Raw genomic sequence first — 21,554 nt, forward strand, 5'->3', positions numbered from 1 at the left:
CAATTGTAAAGGTGTAGTTCAGAAAGTGTCGTCTCGCCCGTAGCATTATACACATCTCTGCTTCTTTTGAACTCCAACATAGCCAAATCCTCTTCTCCTAATATATAGTGAGATAGTCCAATCATATCATGCAGCTCCCAGTTGTCTTCACTAATCTCTGATAGATCCTTTAATTCAAAATTCAAGATCACAGCTAGTTGATTCGCTTGTTTTACATCTACCTCCAGGTCAAGCTCTAAAAGTGAGTCGGCTACTATTTTTCCTACTTTCATGGCATTGTTAATCAGCTGACTCTGGGCACGATTTACTAGAATCTTAGACCCGTTGTCCTGAAATTTCAGTGCATTTTGAACATCACCAATCGTACTGTTGAGTAATCCTGGATTTTCCTGTAGTGTTTGAATAGTTCCCCCTTCTAGTTTTTTTTCTAGATATTCATTTCTGATGATTGCGAGATAAGCATAGGCCTTTGGTATCTCTTTGCCTTTCATCAAGTACATATCATTATGAACGGCTTGATTGAGGAGTGAAAGTGCCTCTCTGTGTCTGCCTTCATTAAATGCTATTTCTCCATTGGTGAAGTCGGCACTCTGTGCGTGACTCATGCTTGCGCATGCGATTAAGAGTAGTGTATATACACCATTAGTAATTATGCTTTTCATGCTGCTAACTGTTTAAGCCTAAATATTTTGGGATAATATTTAGTTTCTATTAACAATATGTTATTAGATGTTAATAAAAGCAAAAATTAACTGTAAAAAAGCATATAAAATAATGTGATTACCTACCTATTAAGAGAATTACCTATACAATAGGTGGTTCCCTCTAAGTAAATACTTAAGATAGATTGTAAGGCTAGCAGCGATCAAAGACTCCATCCAACAGTAGTCTGTACTACATAGTCACTTGTGCTTATAGATTCAATATTGGGATCACTGTCGTAGTTGAGCGTGTACCCCATACCAATGTAGAAGTCTTTCGGTAAGTCAAATTTCACATTCACATTGAAATTCAGTCTGTTTCGTCCCCAATCGGTAATGCTAGGGAAGTAGTTGAGAGAACTAACGATACTGACATCTTTGAGTCCAAAGGCATTGAGCTCAGCATTGACAAAGCCCTCTGTAGTTGCTGTGTTATCTGTCATGGCTTCTGCTTGGTAGCGTTCGTCGTTGATCGCCGCACCTGTAGATATATTGAGATACATTTTGTGGTTTCGGATGGGATAGTAGCCCAGTCCCAAAGTGTACGTGCTTCTTAGGTCCATGAGCATTTCGTCAGATTTTAGAAAGTCAGCACCCGTAATGCCAAACCAAGAGTTGGTCAAGAAGACTCTTACATTTCCGCCATAGTTATGCCGTCTTTTTCTAACTCTGACAGAGTCATTTGCATCGATGGCATTGTCTACAAAGTTGAAGTATAGGTCGGGGTTTATTTTAGTTGATAAGTAAGAAGCGGTTCCTCTTAGGGTGAGCTGGTCATTATTTGCTGCCTTTGAGTGTGTGTATCCACCATCAATAGACAAGCTCATTCTATCCCAAAAAACCTTGCTAATGGAGTTCAAATAAACGACTTCTATAGTAGGCACTACTACAGTGATACTATCATTTCCAGTGATAGTAGCTAGACTGTCTTCTATAGATATGGTACCGGAAATGCTCTTCCCATTTCGGACTTGAATAATGTAGGTGTCATTGGTCTGAAGTCTTTTGATCGATTTCCAATCAATCTTAAAATTTGACTTGCTATATGATGTGCCATAGATTAACACTCCTTTGTCGAATGATTTAACATCACCTACTATGGTGTCGTCGTTGTTCAGTGTGAGTATGTCTTGTGCATGATTATTGAAAAATGTAAATAAGAGTATTCCTAATAGAATAAAACGCTGCATGTAAAAATTGATTTTTATTAAAATGTAAACAATAAGAGTAAGGATTGAGTGGTTGGAGGTGGGTTGGTAGGGCTAGAAACTCCAGCCAAATACCGACTGAAATACATAGTCGAATTTAGAAACATCCTCTCCAGGTTTGTTGTCGTAGTTGAGGGTCGCACTAGCACCTACGTAGAAATCCAGGGGAAGGTCGTATTTCACATTAAAATTGTATACTGTTCTAAAACGATTTTCCTTAGATAAACTAGGATAAAGTTGAAGCTTCGTGTAAAATGTGAAGTCATCATAACCATATGCATTGAGCTCTAGTTCGGCAAAGCCTTCTAAAGATTGAGAATAATCATCACCATCTTTGAATTTTTCGGTGTTGGAAGCAACCCCTACTGAAGAGTATAAAAACACGAGGTGATTTCTTACGAGTATTTTACCGATACCTACTTGATTAGTGGATCGTAAGGCTAGGTTTTGCTCATCACTCTGCAGTAGATCTGCAGCACTAGATATAAACCAGCTCTTGTTCAGGAATACTCTGATGTTGCTACCAGTATTGTTTCGTACTGTTTTGATGATCGTTGTATCTTCTTCTACTCTGTTGTCCAGTAGCTTGATATAGCCCTGTGCATTCAGTGCGGTGTTGGTATAGCTAAAATCTCCATTGATCGTAAGTTGCTTTGTGCTGCTAGCTTTGGTGATCGAGTACCCACCATCAATACTCGCTTTAACTTTATCCCAAAAACCATCTTCGGTTAACTTTAAATATACGATATCTTCTATTTTGGCAAATAATCTGGATCCCTCCACAGGTGATATTATGAGATACTGGGGGTTGTATTCATCCATGTTGATGGTTCCCTTGATGCGGTAGCGAGAGCTCAACATGATGATAAAATCCGCAGAGGTGTTGAGTCCTTTTACATTGCTCCACTCAACCTTGAAGTCGCTATCACTGTAATCAGTCTCGATGCTGAGCACCCCTAGTTCCATGCCTTTAATTTCACCAATCAACACTTGATTGTTGCTCATGGTCACCGTATCTCTATTGTGAGCCTGGATACCAAAGGATATAAATAAAAATAGTACAACTAAAAGGCTCCTCAATGCTTCAGATGTTTGTTTTCTGTAGTTTGAGGGCAAATATATTATAAATTAAGCTGATTGCGACAGGATTAGTTTAGTACACGTACCTCTATTCTTCTATTGAGTTCTCGTCCATTGACTTCATCGTCATTAGAGGCCAGAGGTTCTGTAGGGCCATAGCCTTTTGTGATTAGTCTATTGGTTGCGATCCCTTGCTTTACTAAGTATGCCTTTACCGATTCCGCTCTGGCTAGGGATAAGTCCATGTTACTCTGTAGCGTACCTGTATTGTCAGTGTGACCTCCTATTTCAACATTGAGACTTTTGTTTTTGTTGAGCATGAGATAGAGTTCTTTGAGGACAGGGTAGGACTCTTGTGTCAACTGCGCCGAATGAACATCGAAATAGATGTTTCGAAGCATGGCTTTTTCTCCCGCTCTAAATTTGCTACCAAGCATCTCCATTCGCTCATATTTTTGCTCAGATTTCTTGTCATAGAGCGTTTTAAAATCAGTTTCTTCTACGTGCTCTGGGATATCAATTCTAAAGTTTTGTTCGAATGATTTACTATGCTCTGGATGCTCAGATTTAAAAGTCTCTGTATGAGCCAGCTGGTTGCCTACATAGATGAGCCCTTTGAAATTCTCATTGGTGAAGATTTCCGTTTCGTAGTGCCCATTTTGATCGGTATGTGTTCTAAAAGTCTCGTCATCATTGTTGATTGGCTTAAGGTCAATTCGTGCATTCGCCACGGGACTACCATCTGCATTGTTAAAAACCGTTCCCTCTACCAACACTTTGCCTTGTTTGTGGAAGTAATAGATGTCAAAGCCTCCTTTGCCATGCAACCTATCAGAACTCATAAATCCTGATATGTCATCTTCATTCATCTGGAAGTTGATTTCATCATTGATTGTATTGATAGGGAAGCCCAGATTGACAGGCGTGCCCCAGCCGTAGCTGCCTTCATTCCATGTCGACATGAAAATGTCGTGCCCCCCGATAGATTCTGGATTGTTAGAGCTGAAATAGAGCGTTTTGCCATCATGTGATAAAAAGGGACTGTCTTCATCATATTGTGAATTGACTAAACCAGGCACTGCCACAGGAGATGACCAGCTTTGTCTGGCAGGATCATAGATACTTTGGTATAGATCCAAGTCGCCATTGTCTGTTTTTGAAGAGAAGTAGATAACCGTCTCCGCATCATTGATGAAAAAGTGAGATTGGATGTTGGCCGAACCTAGTCGCGAATCAAATATGATAGGTTTTGACCAGCTGTTCTTGATTGGTTGGCTGAAATATAGTTGACTCTTACCTGCTTCTGTTTTGTATAGGAACAGTCTGCCGTCATTGTTGACTACTTCAATTTTTGCATTCTTCTCGGTAAAAGTTCCTAGCGCATCAATCGAGGTGGGGGTGTCCCAAGACTCACCCGTTTTGACGCAATGAAAGACAGAATGAGTCGTCGGTTTTTTATAGTCTGTGCCTTCATGAGCATAATCTCTCGAAGAGATAAACATTAACTCACTATGCCCAGAGAAGAATGCAGGGGATAAATCATCGTATGCTGAGTTAATAGGAGAACCTAGGTTCACGACCTCAAACTCGTTAGGAGAAAGGTAAAATTCTTGCGCTTTGACAGTCTCTTTTAGTCGTTGTTTCGTCTCTACGGTGATTTCTTTGGTTTTATAGATATCTAAATCTAGAAAGGCTTGAAAATGCTTCTCAGCAATATCAAACTCATAGCGGTTGTAATGTATACGGCCTAGCCAGTAGTTATAGAACTTGTCTGTTTTTCCTTCATTGGCTTCATATTCTTTGAGAGAGTCCAAGTTTTCGCTCGTGCCTGCTGTGAGTTGGTAAGCTACATACTTGTGATACTGCACATAGTGATTGCGAGGGTAGTTGTCTAGTATGTCACTGTACAACTCTAATGCTTTGACAAAGTCTTCCTGAAAGAAATAATAATCAGCTTGCTCTATTAGTTTCTTTTTGCTCAGTTTTTTCTCAGATATACTTTGCGCAAAAGTTACTTGACTAGCCAGTAATAATATCCAAAATATATGCTTCATCTAATATCTTCTCAAATGGTTGAAAGTCAAAACTAGTGAAGACAATTTATAATCATCTGTATGAATTCTATCAAACACTAGTATTTAAGCGTATTGCTTAATGGAATTAAGAGAAAATCTTAACTCCTATCTAAGTGAAAATACACATAAATAAGGAAAGCATTCCTTGATTAAATAAATAATTACAACTATTTAGTTTAACAACCTATACTATAGCGGTTTATGACTTTTCAATAGTCGCAAGATAATCATCAAAAGTACTCAATTTATCTGCGTAAGATTTACCATCTTTCAGGTCTATGATACGGTTCGCAACAGTTTGAACAAACTCATGGTCATGAGAGGTAAATAGAATCGTACCAGGAAAGTCTTTTAGCGCGTTGTTGAGTGACTGAATCGACTCTAAGTCCAAATGGTTGGTAGGTTCGTCAAGGATCAAAACGTTGCCCTCGTTTAGCATCATTTTGGAGAGCATACATCTCACTTTTTCACCTCCAGAGAGTACACTTGCTTTTTTGAAGGTTTCCTCTCCAGAAAAAAGCATCTTGCCCAAGAACCCTCTGATGAATACTTCGTCTTTCTCCCCTGTAGAATACTCTCTCAACCAATCGATGAGATTTTCATCCGTCTTAAAAAACTCTTCGTTTTCATTCGGGAGGTAGGTGGTGGTGATCGTCTGGCCGAATTTGAAGGTGCCGCTATCAGCTTTAGCTTCTTCCATGAAGACTTTGAATAAGTTGGTGATGGCCAAACTATCGTCTGCTAGGAAAGCAATTTTGTCTCCCTTATTCACAAAGAGATCAAAGTCAGTAAACAGCGGCTTTCCAGATACCGATTTGCTCAATCCTTTTACTTCTAAGATTTGATCACCAGCTTCTCTATTTTGGTTGAATATGATGGCTGGGTATCGTCTCGATGAAGGTTGAATCTCATCAATGTTGATTTTGTCTAAGAGTTTCTTTCTCGAAGTGGCTTGTTTGGATTTGGCAGCATTGGCACTAAATCGAGCAATGAAGTCCTGCAATTCCTTTTTGCGCTCCTCGGCCTTCTTGTTGACAGAGCTACGCTGAGTCAGTGCCAACTGACTAGATTGGTACCAGAAACTATAGTTACCAGTGAATATTTTGATTGCACTGAAGTCGATATCTGCTACATGAGTACATACTGTATCCAAGAAGTGTCTATCATGCGAGACAACGATTACAGTGTTTTTGAAATCCAAAAGAAAGTCTTCTAGCCAAGAGATCGTATGAAGATCCAGGTCGTTGGTTGGCTCATCCAGAATCAAAAGATCTGGGTTGCCGAATAGTGCTTGAGCGAGTAGCACTCTTACTTTTTGGCTACCATTGAGTTCCTTGAGTTGTTGATAGTGGTCATCTTCTTTGATCCCCAGACCACTTAGCAAACTGGCTGCATCGGGTTCAGCATTCCAACCATCCATCTCTGCAAACTTCTCTTCTAGCTCTGAAGTACGAATACCATCTGCTTCGCTAAAATCAGGTTTAGCATACAGCGCATCTTTTTCCTGCATGATCGCCCATAGTTCCGTATGACCTCTCATTACCGTATTGATAACAGTCTCTTCATCAAACTCAAAGTGATTTTGTTTCAATACCGCCATGCGTTTGCCCGGATCCAATACGACGCTACCTGTATTAGGCTGTATCTCGCCAGAAAGAATCTTTAGAAAGGTAGACTTGCCCGCGCCATTGGCACCAATCACACCGTAGCAGTTGTTGCCCGTGAACTTGATGTTTACTTCGTCAAAAAGAATTCTTTTACCGTATTGGAGAGAGATGTTGTTTGCTGAAATCATAGACCTAATTATTTGAAGGCGCAAAGATAGAAGAATCATTAGTCTATCGAAACAATAGAACCATTACTTATGTACTTGGTTTGGGTTTATCTTGTTTTCTTTGGGCTATGAAAGTAGCCGTAATAGGGGGGGGAGCAGCAGGGTTCTTTGCTGCATTGTCATGCAAAGCGCATCACCCAGGTGCGACCGTAGAGATACTGGAGGCGTCAGGTAAGACGCTATCCAAAGTAAAAGTGTCTGGAGGCGGACGGTGCAATGTCACCAACGGCTGTGAATCCAATGCGGAGTTTCTCAAGCACTACCCCAGAGGGACCAAGCCTCTCAAGAAGACTTTTTCACACTTTGATAGGCAAAGTACTATCGACTGGTTCGAGTCACGAGGAGTGTCTCTCAAAACAGAGTCTGATGGACGTATGTTTCCGATTACAGATGATTCTCAAACGATTATTGATTGTCTGAGAACGCAGTGTAGTCAACTGGGAATAGTAGTAAGACAGAACCATCGAATTACACAACTGATCTCTGGTGAGGATGACTTTAGACTCGTTACAAAAGACGGTGAGACAACCTACAGCCATGTCATCGTCGCGTCTGGCGGGAGTCCCAAAAAGGAATCTTATGTTTGGCTCGAACAACTAGGCCATCATATCATAGACCCTGTGCCGTCGCTATTCACCTTTAACATCCCCAATGAACGAAAACTGATACAGCTCCCAGGGACGGGGCTATCCAAAGCAACTGTTAAGATCCAAGGAACTAAACTGGTAGTCTCTGGGCCGCTGTTGATAACTCACTGGGGGATGAGCGGGCCAGCCGTGCTAAAACTGTCGGCATGGGGTGCTCGAGCGTTGTACGATCGCCAGTATGATTTTAGCATACAGGTCAACTGGACTAGTTGGGATAACGAGGAGCAGGTCAGGGAGCAACTCCAGTCGTCTCTCGCCAGTTTTGAGAAGAAACTCGTGGTGAATGTCAACCCGTTTGAACTACCGAAGCGTCTTTGGATTTATCTATTGGATCGCGTAGAGATAGAGGAGACCAAACGATGGAACGAGCTTGGTAAAAAGGAAAGAAACCGTCTGATCAATGTACTTTGCAACGATACCTATTCAGTTCAAGGCAAAACGACCTTCAAAGAAGAGTTCGTGACCTGTGGTGGTGTGGACAATGCAGATGTAGACTTTAACACCATGAAAAGCCGAAAAGTACCGGGGCTGTATTTTGCAGGAGAAGTGCTGAATGTCGATGGGATCACTGGTGGGTTCAATTTTCAGGCAGCATGGAGTACAGGTTTCGTGGCGGGAAAATTAGGAGAGTAGCTCTTTACTAAACCCCAAGGTCTCAATCATCCGAATAAACTCTGGCTGTAGACACGCACTGACAGAGATACGTTTGTCTAGTGCATAGTGATGAAAGGAGATGTTTTTGGCATGCAGTAGCATGGTGTTCATGTTCCATTTTTCTAAGAACAGCTTGTTCTGCTTGTTGCAGCCAATGGGCCTGTCTCCGATGATGGGATGGAAGATGTGTGCCAAATGCTTTCGGATCTGATGCATGCGGCCTGTTTCGGGGTACACTTCGACCAGTGAATAGCGAGACGTCTGATGTTTGCCGAAGGGTACATCAATCTCACTACGGTCTAGCGTTCGGTAGCGTGTGATTGCTTCTTGAAGTTTTCCTTTGTCGTTCGTTAGTGCGTAATCGATACAGCCTTCATCCTCTGTGTATCCTCTGACGATTGCCCAGTAGGTTTTGGTTATTGCTAGTTTTTCAAACTCCTGTCTCACAGCTTTTAAGGCTTCTTGAGTTAAAGCGAATACCAAAGCTCCGCTGGTTTTTCTATCCAACCGGTGTGCGGGATGAACGTGTCTATTGAGCTGGTTACGTAGCTCTTGAAGCGCAAAACGGTTGGTGTTGGCCGCCATTTTGCTGCGATGCACTAGCAATCCGTGAGGTTTGTTTATGATCACATAATCTTCGTCCTGATATAGGATTTCAAGTTTCGGAGCTGTCTCTGTTTCGTTCACGGTTCGAAGTTAGGGTATATATCCTTTTCGTCGAGTCTTGCCTTTCATAGTTCTATACAAATTTATATTTTACCTCTCCAAACTAACACTGACAATTTATTATGCTTCGGTCTTTACTCTTTCTTTTTGCCCTCCAGTCAATACTATGCTTTTCTACATATGGTCAAATCCTAAATGTCAATAAAATGGATGTAACCTCTGATTCGTCGAATTACTTTTACGGTGGGTTTGATTTTTTCTTTGAGGCAGATAACAGGAGTCCGACTCCTGACGAATCGGCAAAACTATTGACGATAGAGTCAGCACTCGATGTAGCCTATGTGTCTAAGAAACATGCCTACTTCCAGAGTGGAGAACTGAACTATTATCGCGCTACTGGAGACCCCATTATCAGTACGGGGTATCTACACTTTAGAGCTAATTTTCTTCGAAAGAGAAGGCTTTCCTACGAGTTGTTCTTACAATCTTCCTTTGATGCCAGTCGTAGATTGGATTCTAGGCATTTAGCTGGAGTCGGGATTAAATATCGCTTCTTTGATTTTGATGGGTTTGAACTAGATATGGGTACGGGGATATTGAATGAGTATGAGAGATGGGAGACCTTTGATGCAGTGAGTGAAGTGGTAAACATAAATCTTTGGAAATCATCTACTTACTTAAAGTCTAATTTGGATGTGTCAGAAAGTGCTACGCTGAGTTTTATCACTTTCTATCAGGTAGGGTATGATGGGGATATAAATGCCTTCAGAAACAGAATCAGTGCCGATATACAATTGGAATTTGAGATAACGGAGCATTTTTCGTTTGTAGCTGAAGGGATGGTTCACTACGAAGATAAACCAGTCATAGATATCAATAAAACCGTATACGGGATCAGCAATGGCGTGCGCTATGTTTTTTAATTGCTGCCCGATAGCTTTTGGGGTTTAGTCTGCCTTCGTGTTCCGCTACGGCGGACGAGCTTTTTGAATTTTGGATCGAAGTGGATTGAGCGATTAGAAAGATAATAGCTTGTGAGCTAGTTCTGAAAGCGATTTATTGGTCAGAGTTGGAGTTAAAACTATGGACTTTAGTGCATCTCGCTTTAGCTTCTATCAACCTCAATAGGATACTCGTATTTAGATTTTAGTCTCTAGATAGAAATTTGATACTTTTTTGTCTATAATCTAGTGTCTAGCGATCTAAGGTCTTGATTCGGAATGTAAGAGAATTTCATTCTCCTCTAAACCTATGGTGCTTTCAGCCAATAGTGATCTAGTTAATATCCTAAATCTGTTTTTACTTTGTTTGATTTTAGTCCTAGCCCATGAGTTTTCTATAATATTGCGCCCGCAATGAAACACCTCTCTATGTTAGATAAGACCCAAGCGAACCCTGTATTATGGGCATCTTTGGGGGCAGTATTTATGGTATTTGCTTGGTCGGGATGGATTATTTTGTCCCGAGCAGGGGTTCAGTCGAGTCTAACCCCCTCAGACATCACGATGATTCGCTATGGTACGGCTACTTTGTTTGCTTTGCCGTTTTCGCTGCGCTATGATTGGAAGAAAGTTACACTGTGGAAAGCAGTAGTCGTCTCGTTAGGATGTGGATTTCCTTATACAATGTTCTCTTTTTACGGCTTGATGAGCATCAAAGCAGCCAATGCTGGTGTGATTGTCAATGGTTTGCTCCCTGTGTTTGGCGTTATTCTGGCCTTTTTAGTTTTGGGTGAACGTACGACTAAGCGTAGGTTGTTTGCTATTGGCTTGATACTAATTGCTAACCTCATTATGATGGGGCACCCTCAGGCTGTTCGGGACAATTGGTTTGGTTGGTTGATGCTGATCGGTGCGTCTCTCGTGTTCTCAAGTTATATGTTTCTTGGAAAGCGATATGGTTTTACCTCCAAAGACGCGTTAGCATTTTTGCCGATTATCAATGCCGTATTATTCCTGCCCATCTGGTGGATGTCCGATAGTGGTATATCTAGCACGCCTATAAGTACTATTGTTTTGCAAGCTGGCTATCAGGGAATACTGGTTAGTATCGTGACGTTGCTCATTACATTTTATGCGCTGAAGCACATTGGCGCCATGAATTTGTCTATCTACTTTTCATTTGTGCCGTTTGTGACGGCTATCTTGGCTTGGCCAATTCTACATGAACATTTGAGCCTTTCTGAAATCGTAGGGATTGTAGTCTGTTCCGTCGGCCTATTCTTCTATGCTAAAAAGTAGGAGAGGCCTTGTAGAGAAAGCGTAACGTTGCTTGTGATGGTTTTGTCATATAAAAAACACGCATGCCATGAATCTGGTATTACCGTTTTATTCAATACTAGATTCTATCGATTCTTTGCTGTATTTTTTTTCCTCTTTTTCACTTTTATTGATCCCGATACTGCTCACAGCTCCACTGAGAAGTGCCTGTCCCCAGTAATGAAAGATCGCGCGATAAGGATCTCTTTGCTGGAATATAGCCCCAGGTCTCACGAGGATGAATGTTGGGTTTTTATGTTTGATGACAAAGGTGTTGGCGAAGAAGGTCTTGATGCCATGGTTGATACCTTGTAGATCATTGGTCTCAGGGTTCAGAATTTGAATTTTCAAGTTGTCATAGCGCAGGAACATTTGACCTCTAGCCAGTTCATTGTCAGCGGTAATATTGAACAGTATTTGCTTAGCATATCCGTCTTTGATGTTGATATTGGCTACAGGTCGGAGCATCTTGTTCAATGCGCCCAATTGCATTTGATCGATCTGCCCGGCGAAAATAAATTTGTCGTTAGGGTCCTGCATGTCAAACATGACATTAACCTCAAAAGGTGCCGTATTCATCAGTTGTCCTGTAGCGATCAGTTGCATGGAGGCATTGGACATGCTATCTACAGTAGTGACATGAAGCAATGAGGCGTCCAAACTATTGAAACTGATTTCTCCCAATTTTTCTTTTTCAGCAGGCCGCTGTTGATAGGTAATATCGCCTTTGACCTGCAGAGTATCCAAATAGAACCAGGTGTCAATATTACGGAGTATGCTTTGTGGGAGTGCTTTGGTTTTAGTTGTTTGCAGCGGAGCAGTTTTGTCGCGGTAGACCAAGGCATTGACTCCATCGATCAGTACTTTCTCCGCATAATACTGACGTAGGCGCAGAGACCTGTCCCAATCCAAACCACTAGCAGTAATAGCATTCACACTGACGTCATACCAATTTTTTTGTATCGTCAAGTTGGCACTGTACTCCGAGGCAGTAAAATCCGAGCTGAGGTTGATCTGATTCAATGTGAGTGTGTTTTCTGGGTGCTCCATGCCGTATTGATTGATAGTCAGATGATATCCATCACCCAGCGAGAGCGATAGGTTTTCGCCACTAGCAGAGGCATATTGGCTATAATCAAAAAAACGATCCCAAGTAATCTCTCCTTGAGCATAGAATTTTTGGACTTTAAATTCTCCCTTATGAACTTCATATAGTTTCGAACTGTCTCTGAGTTCTATTTCCGTAGCTGTCGAAGAAAAGTACTTAATATCCACTAGCTCAGGAATGCTGCTGGCCCAATCACGCTGAGTTTTATTGGGCTTTTGATGATCTATAGAGATGTGTGACTGAGTCATTTGTACACTGTCTAGTACGAGCTGCTGCTTATTCACGTACGCATCGAGATCAAGCCCGACTATTTTAATCTGTGGCAAAAAGGCGGAGCTAGCACTATTTTCTTGATCAAAGTGTAAGGAGTCTACGCGTATTAGTGCATTCTTTTTGTTGAAATTCAGCTGTCCGATCACGAGTTCATCGCCATTGGTCATGATAGGCTGTAGATTTTTAACATTCAATGTCACATCATCTGCATAAAGCAAATGCTGAGCATCCAACACTGATTTTTGAGGATATTGGAAGTTAGTTAGTGTTAGAGACAACTCTGGTGTCTTTATCTTTTCAATGGCCTTCTGACCATGGTCAGAAAACGCCATGTTAGCTTTTTTTACAATGATTTTTTGAAACGCTACCTCTGTATCTGTGGACGCTAGGCCTGTATTGATAGCGTTTAGATTTACATTAAAATCTGGATGCTGGATCAATAAACTATCTCCCACCAACTTATTTTCTTCCCAAATCATCTTTTGGTTCAAACGATAGAGGGTGATAGCAGGAGTGTGACCATTTGCTTCAACCTTATTGGGCGTTTTAGTCTCCATACTGTGTAGTTCGAGATTCTCGATGATTAAATCTTGTACTCGTGTCAGCTTTAATTTACTGATTTTCAATTGATGTGCTGATTTGGGTGAGGCAAAACTGATATGTTCAGCTTGACCGAAATGGACGCGGTTGTGCGATCCCAGTGTTAGCTCTGTATAGAGATGCTTTAGGCTAAAGGTTGTAGAATCGTACCTGAATCCATTAACCTGACCATCGACGATCTCTATATATTTATTACCAAAAGCTTTCTTTTTCACGCTGTCCCTTTTGGGTTTCAGTATATCGACTTTAAACTGTGGATTATTCAAACGAATGGAATCAAAACCTAGATAATACCCTCTAGATAGGCTATCTAGGTTGATGCCTGCGATCGTTAGCTTAGAAAGGTCTCCTGATAGCGATGTATTCTGATCAGCGTAATTAACCTGCAACCCGTCTAGGATCAAACGACTAGCCCTCCGGTCTAGCTTCACCTGTCCAGCATTGATTCCGATAGATTTATTACCTATCTGTATTTGCTGCATTTCTAATTCTATGTCTTCCAATACATCATACCAAGAGTGAGAATTGCTATGCATATTGAAGTTTGACACCCATAAATTGGCTTTTTTAAAATTGAACTGATTGTTGATAGAAAACACGCCTTGGCTGAGGGTTAGTTTTTGTATACCCACCACTTTGAGATAACTATCTATCATCGCATAAATGCTGTCTGGGGACAGAGACATCTTTTCGGACTGTCTAAGCTTCTTTTCAAAAACCACATTTGGCTGTTGGAGTTGCATTTCGGTGATGAGCAACTTCTGATGAGTCAAAATATCCAAAAAGTTCAACCCTTTGAGACTAAGCAAGGGGAGGTCAATGGAAAGGAACATGTCTGACGGGCTTTCTTTCCCATTGTTCGAAATCTTGAAATTTTTAAAAACCAATGAAGAATCGAATGAACTCAATCTGAACTGGTCAAAGTGCATTGTATGGATACTATCAGGCAGGTATGCACTGTAGTCTTTAATGTTAATATCAACGTCTTCAAAGTACTTTTTACCATAGTCAAAATGATAATTACTGCTATCTATTTGGATATCATAGAGCACAATATCTACCCTTTCGGACTTCACATGTTGAAAGTTGTGGTTGTAATCATCGTTGGTTTTAACATTCAATCCCGTATTGATCAGTCTCATTTTTCCAACCTTCACTTCATCAAAAATGTTGATCAGCTCTTTGAGCAGAGAGTTGTCTTTTTTCGCCGTATCATCACTTTTAGTGTCTGTTTGATCCTTAATGTATATATGAGAATCCGTGAGTGAAAGCTCCTCCATTTCCAGATGGTTTTGGCGGTAAGCGGAGAAATAATCAACTCCCCTCAACTGTAGTCTAGGAATCATAATATTATAGATGATTTTGTCATCTAGTTTATCCAAGTAGACTCCCTCTTCATGAATAGGCTTCAATACGAGGTTTTCAAAAGTCAGTACAGAATCAGAAGTTGACAACAGAAACCGATCAAAGCTTAATTGGTGAATGCCGTCACTTAGTAGGAAATGCTGATTGCGAATTTCTAGTTCTAAACTTTCAGAGTAAAATTGCTTATTAAAATTAGATGTTGAATCTAGCAGGAAATTTCTAACTGACAAGTCAATATTGCCCATGCCTAACTGGCTAGAAGAGTGTGCTAATTCTGCATTTTCAATACTGAAAAGATCAACTCGAAGTACTTTGAGGTAATCAGAGACCTCTTTGTATAAGTTGCCTGTTTGTAAACTGAAGCTTTCGACTGGTGCATTCTTTTCTCTGATGATATGTATCCTAGGATCGATGATTCGAATATTCTCAATCATCAACTTGCGATCGATATATATACTACTGATGGACTCAAGGTCAATATGCAGGCCGGCCAATTCTAGATCATAAAGGTTGGTCAGCCCTTTGGCATAAAAGTCTTTGTTTAAATCAGGCTTTAAGAATACTTTTTCAAGTTTGATTGCCCTGTTCCATACATCGATATTGATCTCTTCAAAAGAGAGTTGATAATAACCATTCGACTCCCTTTTTACCAATTCATAAAGAATATCGCTGGAGTAATGCATTCCTAATTTTAGGACGCCCAAAAAAGCTAAAATCAATACAATGAATATAGATACCCACGTAATAATTCGTTTTTTCAGTTTAGTAAAAGGAGATGAACCCATATCGTTAGTGATGCACAAAAGTTACAGCAAAAGTAAGTTAGAATTGCCTGAGTTTAACCCAATGAGTTAAACTCAGGCAAAAGCATTTTAACGTCCCCCAGCCAAATGTGATGTTATAGGAGGGTTACGGATCACTCCGTATTTCTGGGGGAGAGGGAGTAGATCATTTCGTTATTCAAGATTCATTGTTCGAAATTCGTTATTGTTTTTTATAAAATAATCACCTATTATGAGTCTTTGAGGTAATATTTAAATGATAGGAATAATGAATATCGAATGCTCAATGTCGAATATTGATTTTTATCCCCAGAAATACCGACTAATCCAGAATTGCTCTCTACGCTAAAAAATAGGAGAGGTCCAATTGGAAATAAGCGTGGCATTTCTTCATGATTTTGCACAAAAAAAGCCTCACGCAAAGCATGAGGCTAATCATATCGTTTTGTGTAAGTGTATTATGAAGCCATAACTTCTTTGACAATCTGTGCCAATTGTTCTGGTCCTTCCAGAGGTTTTCTTACATATTTCTTTACATCAATTTTCAATTCATCTGTTTCATACTCAAGGTGGGAAGAAACAATGATGATTTTTGGCTTACTCTCTAAAGTAGAAATCGTCTCATATCCATCTAAATAAGGCATCTCAATATCCAAAAACAGAATATCTGGTTTGAGCTTTGATACACCTACAGCACCGTCGATTGCACTACTATAGGTACCCACTAGATCCATGCAATCTACTCGCTCGGCGAGTTTCTTGAATATTTCTAAATATACCAAGTCGTCATCTATCGCAATACACTTGTATTTCTCCATTATAATTAATTGATCTCTGTAATAGTTCTAAAGTAGTACCAAGTCTAACCAAAAAAACACTAGTAATGAAACGGGGCATTCAAAAACTATCAAAAAACTAATGGGAAAAATATAGACTACTTGTACTCTCACTCCTCAATATATGCCTCCTGTTGTGTGGTAGGTCTTAATAAATCATTAAATTGCAACTGTATTTCATAATAAAACACCATTTTTAATAAAAAATTTCTAAAAGAGGTCAAATGAACAAAATTCTAGCAGAAGTAAAGGAACGATTAGGCAAACCATATCATGATTTTGAGTTTTTACTCGAATGTTTGAAGGATATATTAGAGCAAAACGGAGAAGCTACCATAGCCAAGGATATTCCGTTTATCAACGATTTTCCTTTTAAGTCTGGCGAAGAAATGACCTCAAAGCATGTTCAGTTGTATTCGTTGGTGTTCCAGCTGGTGAATATGGTAGAAGTAAACGGTGCGGTGCAGAATCGACGCAGAATCGAAAACGAAAGAGAGTACCATGCTGTGCACGGTTTGTTTGCCAATAATATCCATGAGCTATTGGAAAACAAGGTGAGCGAAGCGGATATACTCAAGCAGTTGCCCGAGACTGTGGTGGAACCAGTATTGACGGCACACCCTACGGAGGCCAAAAGAGCTACTGTACTAGATCACCATAGAGACTTGTACCTATTGTTGGTCAATCGTGAAAATAGAATGTTCTCGAATAATGAGCTGCTCAATATCCGTCACAATATTAAACTGGCTCTCTATCGCATCTGGAAAACTGGTGAGATCTATCTAGAGAAGCCAGATGTGACATCCGAGCTACGCAATATCCTACACTACATGGTCAATGTCTTCCCAGAGGTTATTCCTGTTTTGGACAGAAGACTAATTCAGGCATGGTCTTCATGTGGGCTGGACAAAAAATCGCTATTAGAAAACCACAGCTTTCCAAAGATCAGCTTTGGCAACTGGGTAGGCGGTGATAGAGATGGACATCCGCTCGTCACTGATTCGGTGACTGCTGAGACCCTGCAGTCATTGCGTCTTAATGCTTTCGTCGTGATCAATAGAAAACTCACGACACTGGTCAAGCACCTTAGCTTTTCACATCACACCAAGGCGTGCAGTCAGGCGTTTCAAGATCGAATGGAGCAAATGAAAACGGAGTTGGGGGGGCATGGCCTAGAGTCGTATGAGCGCAACCACGGCGAGTGTTTTCGTCAGTTTCTCAACTTGATCATGACCAAGATGCCGATTGCGCTAGAGCGTGGACATGCTACTGAGCTGATCGAAGAAGAGGGACGTTATAGTCTGGCCAAGGATATGCTTGAGGATTTAAATCTTCTCAAAAAGGAATTGTTGGCTTTTGGTGCTGAGTCTATCGCTTACGATGATGTCAATTTGGCCATTCGTAGCTTAGAGACCTTTGGTTTTCACTTGGCCAAACTGGACATTAGACAAAACAGTGATTTCCATGACAAAGCCATCGAGCAGTTGTTAGAGGCCGCACAGATTTCAGATAACAAATTCTCTGAATGGACCGAAGAGAAACGAGTGGCTTTCTTGACCAAAGAGTTAGAATCAAGTCGTCCTTTCACGCATCAAAATGCTGATTTGGGACCAAATGCTAGTGCAGTGATCTCGTGCTATCGTGTGGTAGAAAACCATGTGAGCAAATATGGGACAGAAGGTATGGGGTCGCTGATTGTCAGTATGACTCGATCTCTGTCGGATCTACTAGCAGTGTATTTACTGGCTCGTGAAGCGGGTTTGTTGCTGAACACGGACAAAGGACTAGTGTCTAAGTTGCCAGTCGTACCGCTACTAGAAACCATAGAAGATTTGCAGAATGGACCTGAAATCCTTGAAGGATTCCTAGATCACCCATTCACCAAACGAAGCTTAGAGCATCTCAGAATAGAAAAAGGACTAGAAACCGCCAGCCAGCAAATAATGGTCGGCTATAGTGACAGTAACAAAGACGGCGGTATCATTGCTAGTCAGTGGAACCTCTACAAGGCGCAATTTATGTTGGTAGAACTCGCCGAGAAGCACTCAGTTGACCTGCTGTTCTTCCATGGCAAAGGAGGCTCTATTAGTAGAGGATCTGGACCGACGCATTATTTCATCAAGGCGCTTCCATACGGTTCTATCAAAAACAACATCCGTTTGACAGAGCAGGGAGAAACGATCGCTCAGAAATATGAGAACAAAGTCAATGCAGAGTACAACCTAGAGTTACTCGTAGCGAACTCACTCTCTAAGAGTATCAATGATAATCAGCAAGATCGTGCATACCACCCATTGGCTACTGTACTGGATCAATTGGCTGCTGGTAGCAAAGCGCATTATGAAGAACTGACACACGAAGAGGGCTTTGTGCAGTATTTTCGTCAGGCAACACCTATCGATGCGATCGAAACAAGTAAAATCGGTTCGAGACCTGCTAAACGTACTGGTGCTAATACTTTGGATGATCTGAGAGCGATTCCATGGGTGTTTTCATGGAGTCAGTCTAGATATCATATGACCAGTTGGTATGGTGTAGGCACATCGTTTACGAATCTGAAGAAGAATGCTCCCGAAGATTACAAGGCATTTAAGGAAGCCATCAAGGACGACACCTTTATCAGATACGTATTGACCAACGTCGATACTTCATTGGCTGCTACTGATGAGGAAATTATGAAAGAATACAGTGAACTGGTAGAGGATAAGTCTCTAAGAGATAAATTCTTAAACCTATTCCTGTCAGAACTGAAGTTGACGAGAGATGTACTGTTTGACCTGTTAGGCGAAGAGATGCACGACAGAAGAAAGAATCACTACTATTCTAATTTCTTAAGAGCTCCTTTGATGAAACACCTACACGAAAAGCAGATTCAGTTGTTGAAACTTTGGAGAAAGCAGAAAGGTGAAGAAAAGACAGAGGCCGCTACAGCGACGCAATTAGAGTTAATGCTTACTATCAATGCAATAGCAAGCGCCATGAGAAATACAGGTTGATCTAGAGGTCAATCCAAATAGGAAGGGAAAGGAGAATCGAAAGGTTCTCCTTTTTTTTTAGCTAAAGTTGCTAATATATGTTTTGCACTGATCCTGTTGGCCTATGAACATGATGCTATGACCTTTCAGGACGAGCCATGAATTATCCTCTTTACTGAACTTCAATTTCAATTTCTTATCAGTTGGATCTGTGTTTCTCGAAAAAAGTGCTTTAAACATGACTTTAGTGTTTTGGTCTAACTTATGGTTCAAAGATAGAAATAAAATTCAAATAATCAAACTATATATTAGAATGATGCAATTATTGAAATAATATTTACGAATACTCCTCAATAAACATGGATTAGTACAATTAAAATAGCCAGAACAAAGGTGTTTACACACTGTAGCCTTCTATATGTGCTATTGTACTTTTTTGATAAAAAATATACCCCATAGACTATTATGTCAGGTTTACCCCAGATATGTAATCCGAAATCTATTCTGATTCAAAACAACTGTGAATCAGTCGCTTTGCTTGAATGATGTCCTTTAACCTTAGCGATACATTGGTTCTTTGTTCTTTTGACTCTCCTAACGAACCCTATTGTATAAGCTGGATTTACAATCTCCACATTCTATTTGTAATGGTATTGTCATCGAACAGGTGACTGTTCTATTCGTGTGTAATGGTCTTTAGGCAATCTCTGAGGAGACAATAAGCTAAGACACCAGCGACATTCAGCAGTACAGTATGGAGAGTAGTCTGTATAGTGGGCGTAGCAAAAAACAATTCTTATTTGGTTCGGCAGATAGATTTCGAACAAAGAATCTTGGACCTTTTCCTAGAAATACAAATGGCTACCAGTATAGCCTGCTAAATCCCCGCTAGGGGAGGCAAGGAGAGGGGGTAAATACCAGTGATATAGTGCGTTACGTTTTTGAACGTTCGGCGCGCATCAACTCCGTTTTGTAGAAGGTCCAGCCCTTTATCTCGAAAGAATCTCCTACTTTGAAGCCTTTCGCTTTGGTCTGGAGCAGGTGCTGATAGGACACTCCAGCATACTCCGCAGCGCCCTTGAGCGTCGAGGCTGTTTTGATATCTCCCTCCTTGATCACGGTAAATATGTGCTTGGGTGCACTCATAGCTTTCTAGTTATTTTCATTTTTCTCATACTATTTATAGTCCGTCTCGGGGTATCGTTAGTGCTCTTTGATTGTGCTGCATTATCACGCTATACTGATTCTGATCGCGGTATTTGACCTCAAAACTATAGTGAATGGACAAACATACTATATGTTTTGGAACTAATCCATTAAGTTATTTTCATATAAAAATGAATAAACTTTATATATAAGTGCTTATTTATAAAGTTTTTGTTTTATGTTTGTCCTGTAATCAAAAAACAAAAACACTTACAGCTATGAAAAGAGTACAGCAGTTGAACCAAATGGACGAGATGATCAGACTACTAGAGAAGTTGAACGAGCAGTCCACGAAGCTAATCGAGAGGAGTACAGAGCTAGAAAATGAAGTGACTACAAGAATCAACAAGGGATAAACATCCCGACCAGACCAAAACAAAGAAGGCTACCAGTGACGGTAGCCTTCTTTGTTTTGTAGCGTGTGTAAAAAATGGGTCAGCTATGCGGTAGCTTATTCGATTCGTGGGGTTTATTCTGATACCGCTGGGCGGGTAGGGTACGAGCCAGTAGTATGGTCAGTATCAGGGAGGTTTAGATATGCTTTGACTTGATTGTAATCGGTGTAGTCTAGTTTCGTACGTGCATTGACAAACTGGGCAGGCAGGACGACTATTCGTGCGATCCAGTTGTCGGTCAGGTCAGCCCCTAATCCATCTAGGTCTACTGTACCATCTAGAAAGACACGCGCATCGTACTTGGTAAAGTCAAAGTTGTAGCTCAAGATACCGTCCGTAAAATACAGGCTCTGAGGCAGTGCTCTCCATATCTCGGTACCATCATCGGTGATTTCCCATAGGAGGTAGACCATCATCACATCCGAATCCAGCATCGTAAAATCGCTGGGCAACTCTAACACCGCGCCATAATCAGGCGCAGAAAAGGTCAGCGTGTACTCGAATGCATAGCCTTCTTCGCCATTTTCTCCGTTTGCTCCATCTTGACCAGGTATACCGGCAGGCCCCTCACAGGCCCACAACAACGAAAAAGATAGGATAGACAACAATATCAGTGTGTTTGAGATTTTCATAGTGCATAGATTTTTTCCTAAGCGATGATAAGTAAAAATGATGCCAAAGGACTGCCAGCACCTTGACAAATGCCCCATTTGACACAAATAGATAGAAGAGCAAGCCATAGGAGCTGGTCTATGGCTTGCTTAGAAGTATGGTCTCGAACCACTCAAGCCTACCATAGGATGGGAAACTACGGTCTGGGTAGGTCAATAGGCTAGGCAAAAAGATATGTCTCTTTTAGCGAAAAGTCGCCCTTGAATTGTTGATGCTACA

At 40.8% G+C, this 21,554-nt stretch carries 15 protein-coding genes; 5 read left to right on the forward strand and 10 right to left on the reverse strand.

The features are described from left to right. The 5 genes from BUB99_RS00005 to BUB99_RS00025 all read right to left on the reverse strand — a co-directional run. Nucleotides 1-662: hypothetical protein (locus BUB99_RS00005; RefSeq protein WP_139280829.1), on the reverse strand; the 662-nt coding region annotated here is incomplete at its 3' end. 203 nt (nucleotides 663-865) lie between these two features. Further along, nucleotides 866-1,891, reverse strand: a complete 1,026-nt coding sequence (locus BUB99_RS00010; protein ID WP_073118277.1) for a DUF481 domain-containing protein — start codon at nucleotides 1,889-1,891, stop codon at nucleotides 866-868. Nucleotides 1,892-1,963: 72 nt separating this feature from the next. Next, complete coding sequence (locus tag BUB99_RS00015) at nucleotides 1,964-2,914, reverse strand: DUF481 domain-containing protein (protein WP_073118279.1); 951 nt, start codon at nucleotides 2,912-2,914, stop codon at nucleotides 1,964-1,966. 143 nt (nucleotides 2,915-3,057) lie between these two features. Then, the gene (locus BUB99_RS00020; protein ID WP_073118281.1) at nucleotides 3,058-5,043 is read right to left on the reverse strand and encodes an OmpA family protein; all 1,986 of its coding nucleotides are present in this window, start codon (nucleotides 5,041-5,043) and stop codon (nucleotides 3,058-3,060) included. Nucleotides 5,044-5,263: 220 nt separating this feature from the next. Beyond that, nucleotides 5,264-6,859: an ABC-F family ATP-binding cassette domain-containing protein gene (locus tag BUB99_RS00025; RefSeq protein ID WP_073118283.1), complete on the reverse strand. Its 1,596-nt coding sequence runs from the start codon at nucleotides 6,857-6,859 to the stop codon at nucleotides 5,264-5,266. 107 nt (nucleotides 6,860-6,966) lie between these two features. Here BUB99_RS00025 and BUB99_RS00030 point away from each other — a divergent pair, with 107 nt between their 5' ends. Further along, nucleotides 6,967-8,178 carry a BaiN/RdsA family NAD(P)/FAD-dependent oxidoreductase gene (locus BUB99_RS00030; protein ID WP_073118285.1) on the forward strand — a complete coding sequence of 404 codons (1,212 nt, stop codon included), beginning with the start codon at nucleotides 6,967-6,969 and terminating at the stop codon, nucleotides 8,176-8,178. Here the strand turns inward: BUB99_RS00030 and BUB99_RS00035 are convergent. Then, nucleotides 8,167-8,886 (reverse strand): pseudouridine synthase, encoded by a 720-nt coding sequence (locus tag BUB99_RS00035; RefSeq protein ID WP_073118287.1) that lies wholly within the window; start codon nucleotides 8,884-8,886, stop codon nucleotides 8,167-8,169. The genes BUB99_RS00030 and BUB99_RS00035 overlap by 12 nt on opposite strands. A 185-nt stretch (nucleotides 8,887-9,071) precedes the next feature. Between BUB99_RS00035 and BUB99_RS00040 the strand changes: the two genes are divergently transcribed. After that, a complete protein-coding gene (locus tag BUB99_RS00040; RefSeq protein WP_073118289.1) occupies nucleotides 9,072-9,788 on the forward strand; it encodes a DUF481 domain-containing protein in 717 nt (238 codons plus the stop codon). 447 nt (nucleotides 9,789-10,235) lie between these two features. Beyond that, a complete protein-coding gene (locus BUB99_RS00045; protein ID WP_073118291.1) occupies nucleotides 10,236-11,105 on the forward strand; it encodes a DMT family transporter in 870 nt (289 codons plus the stop codon). Between the two features lie 87 nt (nucleotides 11,106-11,192). Here BUB99_RS00045 and BUB99_RS00050 read toward each other — a convergent pair whose 3' ends face one another. Both BUB99_RS00050 and BUB99_RS00055 read right to left on the reverse strand, forming a co-directional pair. After that, on the reverse strand, nucleotides 11,193-15,152 hold the full coding sequence (locus BUB99_RS00050) for a hypothetical protein (RefSeq protein ID WP_139280830.1): 3,960 nt from the start codon (nucleotides 15,150-15,152) through the stop codon (nucleotides 11,193-11,195). Between the two features lie 557 nt (nucleotides 15,153-15,709). Further along, a complete protein-coding gene (locus tag BUB99_RS00055) occupies nucleotides 15,710-16,069 on the reverse strand; it encodes a LytR/AlgR family response regulator transcription factor (protein ID WP_073118295.1) in 360 nt (119 codons plus the stop codon). Between the two features lie 242 nt (nucleotides 16,070-16,311). On the opposite strand from BUB99_RS00055, the gene BUB99_RS00060 reads away from it, so the two are divergent. Further along, nucleotides 16,312-19,083, forward strand: a complete 2,772-nt coding sequence (locus BUB99_RS00060; RefSeq protein WP_073118297.1) for a phosphoenolpyruvate carboxylase — start codon at nucleotides 16,312-16,314, stop codon at nucleotides 19,081-19,083. A 912-nt stretch (nucleotides 19,084-19,995) separates the two neighbouring features. Here the strand turns inward: BUB99_RS00060 and BUB99_RS00065 are convergent. Then, nucleotides 19,996-20,208, reverse strand: a complete 213-nt coding sequence (locus tag BUB99_RS00065) for a hypothetical protein (protein ID WP_073118299.1) — start codon at nucleotides 20,206-20,208, stop codon at nucleotides 19,996-19,998. Nucleotides 20,209-20,486: 278 nt separating this feature from the next. On the opposite strand from BUB99_RS00065, the gene BUB99_RS20315 reads away from it, so the two are divergent. Further along, nucleotides 20,487-20,624: a hypothetical protein gene (locus BUB99_RS20315; RefSeq protein ID WP_158584100.1), complete on the forward strand. Its 138-nt coding sequence runs from the start codon at nucleotides 20,487-20,489 to the stop codon at nucleotides 20,622-20,624. 113 nt (nucleotides 20,625-20,737) lie between these two features. Here the strand turns inward: BUB99_RS20315 and BUB99_RS00070 are convergent, their stop codons facing one another. After that, nucleotides 20,738-21,295 carry a hypothetical protein gene (locus BUB99_RS00070; RefSeq protein ID WP_073118301.1) on the reverse strand — a complete coding sequence of 186 codons (558 nt, stop codon included), beginning with the start codon at nucleotides 21,293-21,295 and terminating at the stop codon, nucleotides 20,738-20,740. Nucleotides 21,296-21,554: the final 259 nt, after the last annotated feature.

It is taken from the genome of Reichenbachiella agariperforans (assembly GCF_900142205.1).
In the GTDB taxonomy this organism is placed as follows: domain Bacteria; phylum Bacteroidota; class Bacteroidia; order Cytophagales; family Cyclobacteriaceae; genus Reichenbachiella; species Reichenbachiella agariperforans.